The sequence below is a fragment of the Adhaeribacter swui genome, assembly GCF_014217805.1.
In the GTDB taxonomy this organism is placed as follows: domain Bacteria; phylum Bacteroidota; class Bacteroidia; order Cytophagales; family Hymenobacteraceae; genus Adhaeribacter; species Adhaeribacter swui.
In genome coordinates this window covers 4429332-4446315 of the sequence record NZ_CP055156.1, presented here as the reverse complement: position 1 = coordinate 4446315, position 16984 = coordinate 4429332, and the positions used below count along the sequence as shown (strand labels likewise).

15 protein-coding genes are annotated in these 16984 nt (G+C 43.0%); 3 read left to right on the top strand and 12 right to left on the bottom strand.

From position 1 onward, the window contains the following. The first annotated feature begins 27 nt into the window (after positions 1–27). Positions 28–1065 carry a ScyD/ScyE family protein gene (locus HUW51_RS18620; RefSeq protein ID WP_185271139.1) on the top strand — a complete coding sequence of 346 codons (1038 nt, stop codon included), beginning with the start codon at positions 28–30 and terminating at the stop codon, positions 1063–1065. A gap of 99 nt (positions 1066–1164) precedes the next feature. Here the strand turns inward: HUW51_RS18620 and HUW51_RS18615 are convergent, their stop codons facing one another. The 8 genes from HUW51_RS18615 to HUW51_RS18580 form a co-directional block, all read right to left on the bottom strand. Then, complete coding sequence (locus tag HUW51_RS18615; protein WP_185271138.1) at positions 1165–3057, bottom strand: amidophosphoribosyltransferase; 1893 nt, start codon at positions 3055–3057, stop codon at positions 1165–1167. 143 nt (positions 3058–3200) lie between these two features. After that, positions 3201–4724 (bottom strand): NADH-quinone oxidoreductase subunit N, encoded by a 1524-nt coding sequence (locus HUW51_RS18610; protein WP_185271137.1) that lies wholly within the window; start codon positions 4722–4724, stop codon positions 3201–3203. 12 nt (positions 4725–4736) lie between these two features. Beyond that, positions 4737–6476: a complex I subunit 4 family protein gene (locus HUW51_RS18605; RefSeq protein WP_185271136.1), complete on the bottom strand. Its 1740-nt coding sequence runs from the start codon at positions 6474–6476 to the stop codon at positions 4737–4739. A gap of 29 nt (positions 6477–6505) precedes the next feature. Further along, entirely contained in the window at positions 6506–8707 is a 2202-nt protein-coding gene (gene nuoL, locus HUW51_RS18600; protein WP_228466723.1) for an NADH-quinone oxidoreductase subunit L, read from the bottom strand. A 6-nt stretch (positions 8708–8713) separates the two neighbouring features. Next, a complete protein-coding gene (gene nuoK / locus HUW51_RS18595) occupies positions 8714–9025 on the bottom strand; it encodes an NADH-quinone oxidoreductase subunit NuoK (RefSeq protein ID WP_185271135.1) in 312 nt (103 codons plus the stop codon). Next, entirely contained in the window at positions 9025–9546 is a 522-nt protein-coding gene (locus tag HUW51_RS18590) for an NADH-quinone oxidoreductase subunit J family protein (RefSeq protein WP_185271134.1), read from the bottom strand. Before HUW51_RS18590 ends, nuoK begins: the two co-directional genes overlap by 1 nt. 154 nt (positions 9547–9700) lie before the next feature. Further along, on the bottom strand, positions 9701–10276 hold the full coding sequence (locus HUW51_RS18585; RefSeq protein ID WP_185271133.1) for a 4Fe-4S binding protein: 576 nt from the start codon (positions 10274–10276) through the stop codon (positions 9701–9703). 4 nt (positions 10277–10280) lie between these two features. After that, complete coding sequence (locus HUW51_RS18580; RefSeq protein ID WP_185271132.1) at positions 10281–11384, bottom strand: complex I subunit 1/NuoH family protein; 1104 nt, start codon at positions 11382–11384, stop codon at positions 10281–10283. Between the two features lie 385 nt (positions 11385–11769). Here HUW51_RS18580 and HUW51_RS18575 point away from each other — a divergent pair, with 385 nt between their 5' ends. Beyond that, on the top strand, positions 11770–12696 hold the full coding sequence (locus HUW51_RS18575; RefSeq protein ID WP_185271131.1) for a Nif3-like dinuclear metal center hexameric protein: 927 nt from the start codon (positions 11770–11772) through the stop codon (positions 12694–12696). Positions 12697–12788: 92 nt separating this feature from the next. Here the strand turns inward: HUW51_RS18575 and HUW51_RS18570 are convergent, their stop codons facing one another. From HUW51_RS18570 to murI, 4 genes are all read right to left on the bottom strand, one after another. Next, entirely contained in the window at positions 12789–13283 is a 495-nt protein-coding gene (locus tag HUW51_RS18570; RefSeq protein WP_185271130.1) for a hypothetical protein, read from the bottom strand. 2 nt (positions 13284–13285) lie between these two features. Beyond that, positions 13286–14506 carry a glutathionylspermidine synthase family protein gene (locus HUW51_RS18565; protein WP_185271129.1) on the bottom strand — a complete coding sequence of 407 codons (1221 nt, stop codon included), beginning with the start codon at positions 14504–14506 and terminating at the stop codon, positions 13286–13288. A gap of 108 nt (positions 14507–14614) precedes the next feature. After that, on the bottom strand, positions 14615–15226 hold the full coding sequence (locus tag HUW51_RS18560) for a hypothetical protein (RefSeq protein WP_185271128.1): 612 nt from the start codon (positions 15224–15226) through the stop codon (positions 14615–14617). A 163-nt stretch (positions 15227–15389) separates the two neighbouring features. Further along, on the bottom strand, positions 15390–16205 hold the full coding sequence (murI, locus tag HUW51_RS18555) for a glutamate racemase (RefSeq protein WP_185271127.1): 816 nt from the start codon (positions 16203–16205) through the stop codon (positions 15390–15392). Between the two features lie 246 nt (positions 16206–16451). Between murI and HUW51_RS18550 the strand changes: the two genes are divergently transcribed. After that, a complete protein-coding gene (locus HUW51_RS18550) occupies positions 16452–16856 on the top strand; it encodes an SPW repeat protein (RefSeq protein WP_185271126.1) in 405 nt (134 codons plus the stop codon). Positions 16857–16984: the final 128 nt, after the last annotated feature.

Here is a 16984-nt window from a genome sequence, read left to right as displayed (position 1 = left end):
TATAACCTTTCACTTAATCTAAAAACAATGCGCAGAAAACTTACTTACCTCCTGTCTTTTGCCTTATTGGTTGGCACCTCTGGTTGCGATGAATTTTATGAAATTGTGGACGAAATAAAACCGAAGCCACCTAAATCGAAAAATGTAATTACCGGCTTACACGCGCCCATAGGCATTGAAGCGGATAATAAAGATCAATTATGGATTACTGAATCTGGTACCGGAAAGTCGCTGGAGGGCATTAATGACGGCCAGGTTTCTTTAATTACCCCGGATGGTCAGGTTTATCCGGTAGTACAAGGTTTTACTTCGTTTGTTAACGATGGCGCCGTGGTTGGTCTGAATAATTTACTTTTAAGAAACGGTGTGCTCTGGATTTTACACGGCATTGAAGGCCGCTTATATAAATTAGATATTACCACGTTTAAACCCGGCGATACGCCATACCATGCATCTGATTTAAAATACGAAGATTTAGGTACTTTTATTAAAAATTACGAGTTTACCGAAGACACGAACGAATCAAATATTTACAATTTAACGATTGGTCCGGAAGGCGATTTTTACATTGTAGATGCGGCAGCTAACGCCATTATCCGGCGGGAGGCTGAAACCGGTAAGTTAAGTATGTTTGCTTTTGTGCCGGCTGTGCCGTATGCGGGCGGGGAGCTACCCGGTGCCCAATCTGTACCTACCGGCATTACTTTCGACGGGGATAAATTTTTAGTATCTACCTTTACCGGCTTTCCGTTCCCGCAAAAACAAGCGCCCATTTACGAATTTGATTTACAGGGCAATGTTTCGGTTTATCAAACCGGCTTTACCAGCGCCACCGATATTGTACTGGGCACCGACCGCCACCCGATTGTGGTGGAATACAGCGCTTTCAATAATCAAACCTTTACGTTTACTCCTAATGCCGGTAGTCTGGTATTTTCGAGCCGGCAAAAAAATGTGCCGGTTTTAACTAATTTAAACTTCCCGACCTCCATTGAACGCTCTGGTTTAAAAACCTATTACATTGTATACAACACCGATGGTAAAATACAAAAAGTTAACTTCTAGTTGTACTACGTGTGAACTGCAGTAATAAAATCAACAAAAAAAGGCGGCGTTTAGGTAAACGCCGCCTTTCTCATATTAAAATTTTAAAAATTTAAAATTTTAGTAAGCCCGCACTTCTTTCTTTTCCATGAAATTCATGAAAGCCCGGTTTACCACTTTATTACCGCCTAAAGTGGGGTAATTACCGGTAAAGTACCAGTCCCCGGTATGGTTGGGGCAGGCTTCGTGCAGGTTTTCGATGGTCTGGAAAATAACCTCAACTTCCGCGTTAATTTCGGGAGCCCGCACTATTTGAGCTACTTTCGCCGAAATTTGCTCTGGCGTAAATAAATCAAATAATTCTTTTACAAAATTGCTGTGTTTAAAAGTTTCGGTGCCTTCGTACATGCGGCACTTGTCGTACACTTCTTCCAGCTTTTCGTCTAAATCGTTTTCTTCCAGCAAGTGCAACATCGCCCGGAAAGCCACAAATTCCTTCAGTTTAGACATATCAATGCCGTAACAATCGGGGTAGCGAATTTGGGGAGCGCAGGAAACCACCACAATCTTTTTCGGCTCCAGCCGGTCCAGCATCCGGATGATACTTTTCTCCAGAGTAGTACCGCGCACAATTGAGTCGTCGATCATCACAATGGTGTCCACGCCTTTATTGATAACTTCGTAGGTGGTGTCGTACACGTGCGCTACCAGGTCGTCGCGGTTATCGTTATCGGTAATAAAGGTGCGCATTTTAGCATCTTTAATTACTAACTTCTCGGCCCGGGGCTTGGCCACTAAAATTTCGTCCAGTTCTTCCGGACTTACACCTTTTAAAATAGCTTCTTTGCGGTACTTGCGCAAGTAATCTTCAATGCCCTGCATCATGCCCAACCAGGCCGTTTCGGCGGTGTTGGGAATATAAGAGAATACTGTATTTTTTAAATCGTAATCAATAGACTCCAATACTTGCGGTACAAGCAATTCGCCCATGCGCTTGCGCTCCTGGTAAATTTCCGGATCGTTGCCGCGCGAGAAGTAAATGCGCTCGAAGCTGCACGATTTCTTTTCGGCTTCCGGTAAAATTTCGAGTTCACGGGAGCCGCCGTTTTTGTTAATGATTAAAGCATGCCCTGGCGTTACTTCCTGAATCTGGCTGTATTCAATACCAAAGGCAGTTTTAATGGCTGGTTTTTCCGAAGCAATTACCACTACTTCTTCGTCGATGTAATAATAAGCCGGCCGGATACCCGCAGGGTCGCGCACGACAAAAGCTGCTCCATAACCCGTAAGTCCCGCCATGGCGTAGCCCCCATCAAAATCTTTACAAGCCCGGCGCAAAACCCGTTGTAAATTTAAATTATCTTCAATCAGGTGGGTTATTTCGGTGTTGGTGTATTGTTGTTGTTTATACGACTCAAACAAAGATTGATTTTCTTCGTCGAGGAAATGGCCGATTTTTTCCAGAACGGTAATGGTATCGGTGGTTTGGCGCGGATGCTGCCCAATATCTACCAGCACGTTAAATAACTCATCGGCATTGGTCATGTTAAAATTACCGGCTACAGCTAAACTGCGGCTGCGCCAGTTATTTTCCCGCACCATGGGGTGGCAGTTATCAATGCTGTTTAAACCGTGCGTGCCATAACGCAAATGGCCCAAGTAAACATCGCCTAAAAAAGACAGATTTTTCTTGAGCCATTTGGTGTCGTTTACCTGATCCGGAAACTGTTTCTTTAGCTTGGTATACGCCCTGCTTACTTTACCAAAGATTGCTGGAATTGCCTGGGTTTTAACGGAGCGGTAACGCGAAATATATTCGGTGCCGGGTTCGGCATCAATTTTAATACTAGCTACCCCAGCGCCGTCTTGCCCGCGGTTGTGTTGTTTTTCCATTAACAGGTACAACTTATTAATGCCGTACATGGCGGTACCGTATTTATCGACATAATATTGAGTAGGTTTCCGGAGCCGGATTAAAGCTATACCACACTCATGCTTTATTGCGTCGCTCATAATTTTTCAGAGTAAAAATAGAAGTAATGAATTGCAAGTTACTTGAGCTAACTTGTTCGTTTTTAATTAAATAAAATTTTGTAATGCTTGAAAAAACTTAATTAATTTTTAAAAATAGAGGAAACAACAAATAAGCTCTGCTACTATTTAATATACAAATGAATAAAATTCATCAACCAATCGGTACGAAAGAAAAAAAGTATAATGGGCAACGCGAGTATCAGAATAAATACTTGCGAAGTTACGGGTATAACCTTTTTTTGCTTACGTAAATTCCTTTTGAAAAATAAGAAATACGGAATTTTTACATAATAAAAAAAAGCGATCCCGGTAAACAACAAACCCGCTACTACCAATACCAACATTAACGGATTACCGGATATCTGGTAATTTTGCCAAACCGAGCTAAAAACCAATAATTTTGCCGTAAAACCAGCCGTAGGTGGCAAACCGGTTAAGGAAACCAGATAAACTAAGGTAAGCACCCCTAATAAAGGATATTGCCGGCCCAAGCCACTATAATCCGGAAATTGGTTGATACCCCACCGGTCTTCAAACTCCTGAATAAACCAGAATAGGCCGAAATTGGTAAAAAGCAGCACCGTAACGTAAAAAAGTAAATTGCTTAAGTTATCGCCCGACAAAGACAAACAGGCCGCCAGCATAAATCCGGCGTGCGAAACCGAAGAATAGGCCAGCATCCGTTTAGGCTTTGTTTGCCACAACGCCGTAAAATTACCAATAATTAAAGTAAAAATGGCAATGCCCGCTACAAAAAGCAGCACATCAAAATATAAAGCCTGGTATAATTCCTGCGCTTTTAAAACTTCCACCAAACGCAAAATTACCACAATACCCGCTATTTTAGGAGCCGACGAAAACAAGGCGACTACCGGGGTAGGCGTATTCTCGTACACATCGGGCGCCCAAAAATGAAACGGCACCGCGGCAATTTTAAATAGTAAACCGGCCAGGGTAAAAACTAAAATTACCGTAACCGCCGGCGGAAAAACCTGACTTACGCCTTGCCAGAAATCGGCTTGTAAAAACTGCAAAGAACCGGTAAATCCGTACAAAAACGACATGCCGTACAGCATTACTCCGGCGGCCATGGTACCGTACAAAATGTATTTAATGCCGGCTTCGGTACTCCGCACGTTATCCTTCACGATCATGGTAAGGAGATAACCCACAATAGAAACCAGCTCAATACTCACAAATAAAAGCAGTAAGTTAGCCGACTTTACCATGAAATTTAGACCAACTGCCAATATAAACAGGTAGGCATAAAACTCACCCTGGCCAAAGTTTGGGGTTTTAAAAAGAGTATGGTTCCAACTCAGCAAAATGGTGAGCAAGCCGGCCAAGGAAAATAACAGACCGGCGTACATGCTTAAACCGTCTTTTAAAAGCAAGCCCAGCAAAAAAGAATCGGAAAGCGCAAATTTTAAAATATGGAAGCCTTCGTACAATTGGTAGCTTAGTACCAGGCCAAAACCCAGCAAGGCTACCCAAGGTAAGAGTTTCTTCAGGGTTCCGGATTTAAATAAATCTAAAAAAATAAGCAAGATACCCAAGCTGGCAAGTAACAATTCGGGCAGCAAGGAACCTAATCCGTTTTGAATTTGCTCCAGGGAGGCGGTTAAGGTTTGTACGGTTTTTTGCACGTTGCTCCGGGTTTAAGGCATGGATTTTAAAACCTGCTGGAGTTGGGTACTACCTTGGGTAAGCACATGTTCCAGAAAAAGGCTAACGTCCAGATTAATTTTGCCGAGCAAAATTGAAGGAAAAATTCCGAATACAATTACCAGAATAGCCAGCGGAATAAATAAACCGTACTCCCGGAGAGTTAAATCTGTCAGTTTGGTTCGTTCGCGCAGTTCCGGATGAATCCAGTGTTTTCCAAAAAACATGCGCTGCAAAGCCCATAAGTAGTACGCAGCTCCTAATAGCATACCACTCATGGCCGCAATAGCTAACCAGCGCGGCAACATACCCGAAGTGGAAGCGGAGGCGAAAGCGCCCAACAATACCAGCAGCTCCGCGATAAACCCAGCTAAACCGGGCAATCCTAAAGAAGCAAAAAAAGCAATAATCACTACCGTAGTAAATGCCGGCATCACATCGGCCAGCCCCCGGAAACAAACAATGGAACGGCTGCCCGAACGGTCGTAGATAACACCTACTACCAGAAACAACATGGCCGAAATAAGGCCGTGGCTAAACATTTGGTAAATAGCGCCATTGGCTCCTTCGGAAGTTAAAGCCGCTAATCCCAGCAACACAAAACCCATGTGCGATACCGAGGAATAGGCAATTAACTTTTTTAAATCACTCATGGCTAAGGCACACAGCGCACCATAGATGATTGTAATCACCCCCAGCAATCCCAGGAAAAAAGAAAAATAAACCGCTGCATCCGGGAAGATTGGGTACACAATCCGGAATAAGCCGTAGCCTCCAACTTTTAACAACAGACTGGCCAAAATAACGGATATGGGCGTAGGCGCTTCCACGTGGGCATCGGGGAGCCAGGTATGAACCGGCACCAAAGGCATTTTAATGGCGAAACCCGCAAAAATTAACAAGAAAGCCACAAAACGGATAGGCACCGAACCCAGCATTTTACCCGAAGTAACGTGCAGTAAACTATCCGGAATAAAGTTTTGCGGCGAAACCATATCGGGAATACTGAAGGAATGCACCAATACATTGCTAGGCAATTTACCCGCGGCTAATAGTTGTTGTACCCGACTAATTATCTCTGCGTCTACGGACATATTTTTAGATAATGCCCCGGTTTGCCACGCTGTAGCTTCCGGATCTATAACCGAGGTATATAAACCAATAATGACAATCAGAATAAAAATAGACCCGATAAGGGTGTAAATAAAGAATTTAATTGCCGCGTATTCCCGCCGGGGGCCACCCCAAATACCAATCAGGAAGTACATGGGCAACAACATAAATTCAAAAAACAGGTAAAATAAGAATAAATCCAGAGCCAGAAAGCAGCCCATGATACTGCCCAGTAATAACAAGTATAAGGCAAAATAACCTTTTACGCTTTTAGTAATGCTGAACGAAGAAATGGCTCCCACTAGCCCGATAATGCCGGTAAGCAGCACCATACTAATGCTTAAGCCATCTACCCCTAAAAAATAATTGATTTGTAAATAGCCCAGGCTGTTCAGGCTTAAACTAATCCATTTAACTTTTTCGACAAATTGGTAACCAGAAGAACCCAAACCTGGACCCGACCAAAATTCGAAGAATAACAGTACCGCCAACAACAATTCCACGAAGGTAACCCCGCAAACCACCGATCTTATCAGGCGAACGGACCGGGCAGGCAAGGCAAGAATTAGCAGAACAGATGCTAACGGAATAAAGATCAGGCTACTCAGGATAAAATTCATTCAAATTATTTGTTTCCCGCAGGCTTTTTTTAAAAAATTAAAATATAAAATACCAACAGCAACAAGCCCAGTAAAGAAAATAAGTAGTACGATTGGACTTTGCCGTTTTGCATCCACCGTCCTACATTACCAGATAATCGGGCAAGCACCGCCAAACCTCGTACCAAGCCATCTACAATAGCCCGGTCAAACCAACCCACGATTTTAGAAAAAACCACCAAAATTTTAGCGAAGGTGTTAATGCTGTAATCAATCAGGTAGGCATCGGTTTTGGCCACCCCGGCAGCCAACCACAATATCGGTTGCACCAACATTTTCTGGTAAACCCGATCAAGGTAAAAATTTAAAAATATAAATTTTGTAAACCGGGAAGGCGGCAAAGCTGATAGTTGATAGTTGGTGGCATTAGTAATTAAGTTACGGCCAAATCGACGCCATGCCAGGCCACCCCCCAAAATAATGGTGAGCACCGATATAATGGGAGCCAGTAAATGCGCATTATGCTGATCTAGGGAATTTAAATTTTTTAACCAGGTACCCGCCAGTAAAAGATTATTTGGATTTAAAATTTTTAAAGAAATGCCCTGCAGGAACCAGCTATGGCTACCCGATAGTGGATTAAAAGAGTAGAAAAAGCCGAGCGCCAGCCCGGATAAAATCAAAACAGGTACCAGCATGAGCCAGGAAGCTTCTTGTTGCGGGCTTACCCGCAAGTGCTTTTCGCCGAAACCCAACCGGAACTTACCCAAAAAAACAAAAATGAGCTGGCGCATCATGTAATAGGCTGTAAGCGCCACCGAGGTAAAACCTACAATTGGAACAAGATACCACCCGTAACTTCCGGTAGTTGCCTTGCCGTAAGCAGCCCAATTCCAGGCTCCAATTAAAATAGCGTCTTTGGATAAAAATCCTGAGAAGAAAGGTACGCCCACCAGGGCAGCAGCCCCCAGTAAATACGCGTAAAAAGTTAAAGGAAGTATTTGGCGCAGTCCGCCCATGTTACGGATATCCTGGGCATCAATCAAGGCGCGGGTTTCGGCATCTTCGTGCAGCAAGGCATGATGAACGGCATGAATAATAATGCCCGAGTTTAAAAATAAAGCGGCTTTAAAAAACGCGTGGGTAGTCAGGTGAAACAAAGCGGCATCGTGTGCCCCTACTCCCATACCCATTACCATATAACCCAGTTGCGAAATGGTAGAATAAGCCAGGATTTTCTTAATATCAAACTGTGTGCAGGCTACTAATGCTCCCATGAAAGCGGTAAGCGCCCCCACCAAAGTAATTATGAGTAACGCATCGGGGGTGAAAAAAGCGTAGCATTTGGCCAGCAGGTAAATACCAGCGGCTACCATGGTGGCCGCGTGGATTAAAGCGGAAACCGGCGTAGGGCCTTCCATGGCATCGGGCAACCAAACCTGCAGCGGAAATTGCGCCGACTTACCCACGCAGCCACAAAATAAAGCTAAACCGGTTAAGGTAAGCAGGTAAGTGGGTATTTGCGCCGGAGTAAAAACTTCTGAAACAGAAAAAGTGTTTGAACCAGCGGGTAAATTATTTATTAAAGTACCAATCTGCGCTTTTAGGGTAATTAAATCAAAAGTTCCAAAGAAACTATACAGTAAGAATAAACCAATCAGTAAGCCAATATCGCCCACACGGTTTACCAGAAAAGCTTTTTTACTGGCTTGCGCCGCCGCCGGACGATAAAACCAAAAACCAATGAGCAGGTACGAACAAAAACCCACCAACTCCCAAAATATAAAAATCAGGAGCAGATTATCCGCTAAAACCAAACCCAGCATACTGCCGGTAAATAAATTTAAATAAGCAAAATACCGGTTATAATGTTCGTCGTTGTGGAGGTAGGCTACCGAAAATATTTGCACCAGCAAAGAAATAAAGGTAACAAATACCAGGAGCAGTACCGACAAGTTATCGAGGTAAACACCTGCCGTAAATAGTTGCTGGGTATTATTAAGGCCGGTTAACCTAAACCAGGTAAATTGCTGATGAAGAGGAAATTGTTGCCAAACCTGACTAAAAAGATATAAGGCCAGCATTAAAGAGAGTGCTCCCGCACTGATGCTAAACCAATCGCCCTGGCGAGGCAATTTTTTACCAAGAAAAAAACAAACAGCAAACCCCAGCAAGGGCAACAAAAGCAAACCTCCGGCAAAAGCGAAGGCAAGATTTTGGTTGGTTGAGCTTGTCAGGAGACTGGTGTTCAAAACGCTTTATCCTTGCGAGGCATCTACCTCGTTTACATTTACAGTGTTAAAATATTGATATACTTTTATGACAATAGCCAAAGCAATGGCAGCTTCGGCGGCCGCAATCACAATTACAAAAAGCGCAAATACCTGCCCTTGCAACAAATGGGGGTCGTGCTGGCTAAAAGCAATTAAATTTAAATTTGCAGCGTTAAAAATAAGCTCAATCCCCATGAGAACGGCCACCGCATGCTTTTTAATAACAATGGCCAGAACGCCAATGCTGAACAAAACAGCACTGAGCAACAACAAATGTTCGAGCGGTACGGACGCCATTATTTCAATTTACTTTGCGAACTAATAAAGGCAGCTCCCATTAATGCCACGAGTAAAACCAGTGAAGCAACTTCAAACGGGAGCGCGAAGTTACTCAATAAGTTGATACCAATGCCATGTAAAGTAGATTTTGCACCAGTGCTTGCTAAGGTTTCGCCTTGTTTCATCCAGGGTAATTGCGTAAAACCCACCCGGGCAATAATGTACACCAAACCTCCAAGTAACAAAAAAGTAAGCAAGCCCCCTGCCGCCACGTTACTGGATTCAGAGCGGATAAAAAGATTATCGCCGCGGTTACTCAGCATAATTCCAAACAAAATTAAAACTAAGATTCCGCCTACGTACACCATCAGTTGCGTCACAGCAATAAAGTCGGCCATTAACAACACGTACACCGCCGCTAAGCTTAATAAAGTAATTAAGAGCATAAAAGCCGCGTGCAGCAAATTCTTCATGAAAACCATGAGCAGCGCCGAGCAAAGTATCAGAAAAGCAAATACATAAAATAAGGTCAGCACCATAGTTGAAAAGTTGGAAAGTTTAAAAGTTAGAAGGTTATAACTTTAATTAAATTGAGAATTTACTTCAAACATTATATACCAGTGTATTTTTAAAATTATCACTATTTTATTAATCCAGTTAATCTTGCAAACTTTTCAACTTTTCAACTTACTTCTATTTTTTCTTCGCGGCTTGTTGTTGTTCGAACAGTAGCTGTTTTTCGCGGGCTTGTTCAGGGGTGAGGTCGGTGAAGTGGTAAATCATGTTTTTAATATCCACTTCTGGAAAGTCGTACACCTTGGTCATGGTTAAACAGTCGGTGGGGCAAACGGTGGTGCATAAGCCGCAGTAGCAACATTTGGCCAGATCAATATCAAATTTAGGCGCATACAACCGCTTTTTAGTGCCGTCGGAGGTAATGCCAATTTCTTCGGTGGCTTTAATCGATTCTATTTCGATGCAATTAACCGGGCAAATTTTGGCGCATAGATCGCAAACGATGCAATCATCTATTTCGTTGTGCAAACGGTAACGCCCATTATCCGGCACCGGGATGGCTTCATAGGGATATTTTAAGGTTACTAATCCTTCTTTCTGCGCAAAATAATCTTTGTCAGAAATATATGCCTGGTTGCGCCGCTTGGTAGCTTTCCGGATGTGGCGCAACGACAACATCAACCCGCTCCACAACGAACTGACCGATGCCCAAAAGCTATTTTTACTTTCTATATTTACTGTGTTATTTTCCATGTAATTAAATCATCAACAACCGCCAGATACCCGCCAATAAAACCATCCCTAAACTAACCGGAATTAAAATTTTCCAGCACAACTGCATTAATTGGTCCACGCGCATGCGGGGGTAAGTCCAGCGTAACCAAATCTGGGAAAGCAATAAAATGCTTACTTTACTCATTAACCAGAAAAAGCCCCAAAGGTTGGCCACAATTGTTCCGGGTGTGCTGGTTGTCCAGGTGGCTAGCTTGAGTGGGCCCAGATTAGGTAAAGGAGTATTCCAGCTACCTAAAAACAAAATGGTAGCTACCAGGCAAACCAGCACCATCATGGTGTACTCCGCTAAAAACAAAGCAGCAAACCGAAAACCCGAGTACTCCACGTGAAAACCCGCCACTAATTCCGATTCAGCTTCCGGAATATCAAACGGCGCCCGGTTACATTCGGCTAAAGAAGCAATGTAGTACACAATAAAACTCACCATTAAAAACGGCATACGCACAATGTTCCAGGTGGTTATGCCGCCTACCTGGGTCACATCTATTTGTAAAGCTTTTAAGCCGAAAAGGTAATTTTTCTCGTTCTCTAATCCGGCAAACTGGTTTAACAAGATACCCTGCTGAAAGCTGATTTCCTGCAGATTTAAAGACTGGCAAATCATAATGGCACTTAAAATGGCGAGTCCGGCCGGAATTTCGTACGAAACAATTTGCCCCACCGAGCGCATCGCTCCTAATACGGCGTACTTGTTATTAGAACCCCAACCGGCCATCAGCAGGCCAATTACATCCAGCGACACAATCGATAACAAAAAGAAAATACCCACTTCGGCCCCGGAAGCAATTAAATCTGGCGAAACGGGTACCACGGCAAATCCAGCTAAAACTGCAGCAAAAATGATTATTGGTGCTAGCCGGAATAAATTTTTATCGGCAACGGTGGGTATAATATCTTCTTTTTGCAGCAGTTTTACTACATCAATAATGGCCTGAAACATGCCATACGGACCAACTTCGGTAGGCCCGAGGCGATCCTGGATAAAAGCCGCTACTTTACGCTCGGCGTAGGCCAGCGCAATTACCACCCCCAAAATAACAACAAGGCATACAAGCAGTGCCACCATATTAATCCTACCTGAATAGCAGACAAAAGTTTTAGTCGATATAAAACCAAATACTTTTCTGCCAGATTGGTCACAGGTTTAGTTTAAAATCGCGTAAACTTATGAAACTTTAGCTTTAAAATTAAAAAAAGAACCCACTGCTTCACTTATTTATTCCGGCACTTCCTGAATTTTAAAAATCTACTACCGGTAGTATCAAGAACAAGTTAGATACTATATATTTATAAGTTAAGAATACCTCGGCGGTAAATTGATGGATTAATCCAGAAAGTAAAAAGTAGTCCGGAATATAAACATCTGAATTGTAGCCCTATTTACTTAGCGCTGGTGTTTAAACTATAAACTTGCGACCTGATAAAACCGGAAGAAAAATTTTTAAATTTTTATGAAAAACAGCAACCATGCTGCCGATTACGGCAGAAGAAAATTTTTAACTTCAGTTACAAAATTAGCGGGTACAACGGTGCTTCTAACCGCCGCGGGACAAAGTTTCGCTCGCCAGATAAATCCTGTTCAAAAAACAGTTACGGTAAAGCAGGTTATTAATACAATTTTGAAAGAAATACCTAATGCGCCTTTTGCCTCCACTGTGGATCAGTTGCGGTCGGGCAGTATGGAACAGGAAGTGAAAGGCATTGTTACTACCATGTTCCCGACCATTGAGGTAATTGAGAAAACGGCTAAAGCCGGCGCGAATTTTATTATTGCCCACGAAACCCCGTTTTACAATAACCAAGACGAAACCGATTGGTTAAAACAAGATGATGCCTACCGGTACAAAGTAGATTTACTAAACAAACATAACATTGCCGTTTGGCGCTTTCATGACTACTGGCATGCCCACAAACCCGACGGCATTATTATGGGTAATCTGACCAAACTGGGCTGGGATAAATATTACGATGCAAACAATCCGCGGTTACTTACTTTACCGCAGCCGCTTGCTTTAAAAAATATTGCTACGCTGGCCAAAAACAAATTGGGTATTGCTAGTGTGCGGGTGGTGGGTAATTTAAACCAGAAATGTACTACCGTTTACCTGGCTTTTGGCTACATGGATAGCCGCCGGCAAATTGCCGCGATTCAGGAAATGAAACCCGATTTAATCTTGAGCGGCGAAACCCGCGAGTGGGAAACGGTTGAACGTGTACGAGACGGTTTACTGATGGGCCAGAAAACTTCTTTACTGGTATTAAGCCACGCCGTAAGCGAAGAAGCCGGCATGGAATACGCCGCCAAATGGTTACAACCTAAATTACCTGGTGTTAATATCACCCACATAGCTTCTACCAGTCCGTTTACTTATTTGTAAAAGTTAGTAAAAGCTAAATTTTTAAATTTCTATTTGATTTATCCGAAAAAATAGAAATTTAAAAATTTATTGAAAAGGAATGAAGAAATATGCTAAGTAAGCTTTAAGTTAAATTCTTGCCCAATATTATTTTTGAAGACAATACAATAATTTTCTTCTAAACTTTGGCAATATATTTTTTCGAAACTGGATAAACTATCCAGGTAATTTTGCAAATGGTGATTTTTTAAATTTGAGACAGTTGCTGCTTCCACGCTTAATGGAAAGTTATTCTGATTAGGGTTTGACGTGTGAATATAAACAGCATCATCCGAACTATCATAATCATGAATAATGGCGAATAAGTGAAATGGCTTGGGATAACTATTTAAACTTTCTTCAAAACTGTTAAAATGTTTAATTAAGCTATCTAAATGCGGCTTTCTCTTTTTCCAGCTTTTATTTCCTAATCCTTTCCAATCAAAATGAATGTGCCAAAGGTCAAACCAGGAATTTGAATTACCGGAAAGATCCAAGGCGTTATTTTTAAAATTTTTTAATTTTTGAAGATTGCGGTAATATCTTCTTTGGCCCCGAAGTTTTTTCATAATTACCGATTTATATCCAACAGGTGCGGCAAAAACTGCGACAAGTTCGTGATAATGCCTTTTTCCCGGCGCAGGCCAATGGCGCAACCTTCGCCAGCCCAAAATACGCCGGCCTGGTACAAATTACCTTGGTCGTCTTGGGGTAAATCTACCCAGGCTTGGTAAACAAACTTTTGATTGGCGTACTCCCCTTCTTTTTCGTCCACAATTTTTTGATCTACTACCTGCACGTTTTGCCCTTCGCGACCGAAAAAAGGCTTACGAATGTATTTGCCCGGAATAGGCTCTAAGGCTGTTTCTAGTAAAAGCGGGTGATGCGGGTAGGCTTTCCAGAGCCAGGCCAGAAAACCTTTGCTTTGCCAGATTAAGGTATACGGCGGATTAGCTACCACCACATTGCGGGTAAGCATCAGACTGGCTAAGTCCTCGGCGAGTTCCGGTTCTTCCCAAGCAATCTGCTCCCAGGGCAGTAATTTAAATACAAACGGAAACTCAAGCCATTCATCCTTCCCCACTTCGCCCCAAACGCCCCGGTCTGCTCCCTCGGTAGAAAAAGTTAATTCATCAATCGGAAATAAGAAGGCTTCGAAGCCGGCTTCGCGGGCCGCCTGGGCAATAACTTCGCAGTTGGTACGGTCTTCGGTGCTTTCGCCAATGTAGGTTAATACTAAATTCGGGGCTAAGTCGTCGTTCCGGGAACGCCAGTTGGCTAGTTGCTCCACCAAGGCTTCGTACAAGCCCGAGGCTTGGGCCGCCTCGTTTTTACCCGCCGCTGCCAAACTAGCCCATTGCACCACGGCGGTTTCCGGAATAGAAGTAGCGGTATCGGCATTAAATTCTAAAAGCTTGGGCCCTTCAGGAGTTTGCACCAAATCAAACCGGCCATATAAATGCCAGTGCCGGTCATCGTTCCAGGACTGCCGGATTATGGGCCACAGGTTTTCCGGAATATCTAATATTTGCAAGAAATCAGCGGGTAAATCGTCGGGCACGGCGGCCACCATCAGGTCGTATAGCTGAGTAGCGGCATTTAATAAAGCATCCGCCTCTTTTTCGGGCAAAAGAACTGCTTCGTCGGGCAAATAATTTGCGCAGCCTTCCTCGGTTACCCAGTTCCAGCCTAAACCTTGCAGCACCGCATTTACATTGCCGTGGTGTTTTATTACTTGCACGCGGGTATTTTTACTCCCATTAAAAGAAGCGAATTTCTCTAAGTTTGCCAAAGTGTATTAAAAGCTAAATGTACGTCCAGAACAGCGGAAGTTGCCAGAAAACTCAAATTTTTAAAATTTTGATTAGCTGGCAATTTCTAAAAGATTAGACCGGAAGATTTAAGAGGAAAAACCACTGCGGCGGCCGGAAAAATAGCCCGAACGGCCCTGCGGTGCTTGAGTAGCACTCCGGCTCCGGTAAGTGCCGCTGCCGTAATAACCACCCCGGCCCCCACTTTGCTGCCGTTGCTGGTAAATGTTATTCCGCCAACCACTGGTCCGGTTTAAGATAGAAGAATTAGCATAATAGGCCGGGTTCGGCGACATCATGCGGCCGGCCATGTACCCGATGCCGCTCCACATGAGCACATCCATCATGCCAAAGCGGTTGGTATTATTCGGGTGCACCGAGGCATATTCGTTCATGGCGCGTTGCAGCGGCTCGCCGGTTAAAGTATCTACTTTGCCATCGTAATGCTTTAAAATGGCGGCTACTTGACCAGCTCCGGCTGGTTTTTCGTCGGTTATTTTCCAATTATCCGGGCTGGTTTCGGTCATTTCGGTAATTACGCCTTGGCTTAAAGTGCTGGTACCCGTTGACCAGTCGCTGGTAGCCGTATCCTGCTGCGAATTGCTGCCCGAACTACAACTCGCTAAACCCAGACTGCTCGCCGCCGCCAGAATAAGCATGTTGCGTTTTAAATCGCCAATGATATGATATCTTTTCTTCATTTATTTAGTCCCTAGTCCATGGTCCATAGACCACAGATTTTTAAATTTTTAAAATTTGGAATGCCGGTCTAGGTATAATTAAGAATAACCCAAAGTATACCCTTAAACTTTCCAACACGTCCACCTTTCAACCTTAAACTTGTAACCTGCAACCTGTAACCCCTTACTCCCACAACGGGTAGTGTTCCAGATTTACTTTCCGTTCAAAGAAAATCCGGGTAGATTCTTCGAAGGATCGGGTAAAATCAGATACGTAAAACGCGTGCTCTTTAACTAATTTTTCGGCGGTTAAATCGTTGGCAATTAAAAATTGCTTTACGTGTTCGGCCACGAGCGTCGATGCATCCACAATATCTACGCGCCCCTGATAAAACTCATTAATCTGGTTTTTAATTAATGGGTAGTGCGTACAACCTAGTATTAACGCTTCGATGTTGTCGAGCTCTGGGTCCGATAGATACTTTGCTATAACGCTTTCACTAATGTTATTATTGAAAAATCCTTCTTCAATCATGGTGGCCAGCAAAGGGGTAGCTAAAGATTGCAGGGTAATGTTTTTTTCCAACGCATCGATCTTCTTTTTGTACACGTTGGAATTTACCGTTTGTTTTGTACCAATAAGCCCGACGGTTTTATTAGCGTAATGCTGGCCAATATATTCTACGGCCGGATCGATCACATTTAAAATTTTAGCTTTACTGCCCACGTACTCCCGCACTAAATCGTAAGCGGCCGCCGAAGCAGAATTGCAGGCAATTAAAATAACTTTACACTGCTGCTGAATGAGCAAGTTGCAAATTTTAACGGAATAAGCCTGAATAGCCGCCGTAGATTTATCGCCGTAGGGCAAGTGGGCCGTATCGCCAAAATAAATTAATCTTTCGTGGGGCAGTAAGCGGGTAATGGCCTGGGCCAAGGTAAGTCCGCCAATGCCGCTGTCAAATACCCCAATGGGTTGTTGTTTTAAATGCTGGCTCATGCAACAAAATTACGGCAATTTTATGAATAACCACCTAGTTGGCCGAAAGGCTTAAATTATTAGAAATATTAAATTAAGTATACCTACTTACGTATTTATACTTATATAATTAATTTAATACCAAATACCTAAAATTAGCTTGTTACCCACATGTTATTTGTATTTTAAAAACCTTTACTCCACCCAACCGTATAGAAACCCAAATAAATAATATTACTCTTTACTACCAACTAAATAAGTAAAACTATGCGTATTATTCCAACAAGAATCCACGGGATTTTAGATTATCTGGTGGGTATCATTTTAATAGCCTCACCATGGGTGTTTGATTTTAACAACGGCGGAGCAGAAACCTGGGTACCGGTAATTGTAGGTATTATGGTGTTATTGCAAACCATCATGACCGACTTTGAAGTAGGTATAATCCGGAAAATTCCGATGGTAAGCCACTTGCGGATGGATTTGTTTGTGGGCTTATTTTTAGCGGCCTCACCCTGGATTTTTAATTTTCATGAAGTAGTTTGGGAACCGCACGTAATTTTTGGTATTTTCTCCATCCTGGCTTCCCTCATGACCCGTACCGTGCCGGCCACCGTAACAAACGCTACCCGGAGCACTATAATCAACGATTTAAATAACAATCGTAGTTAATTTAGAATCTATTATTAATTGGTTTAGGAGAAAGCCGGCAAATGCCGGCTTTTTTATTGTTAAATTTTTAAAAATTCAGGCTAAACCTAAGCAGCTTAACTAAACGGCGGGCTTCTCCAATCTTTCCG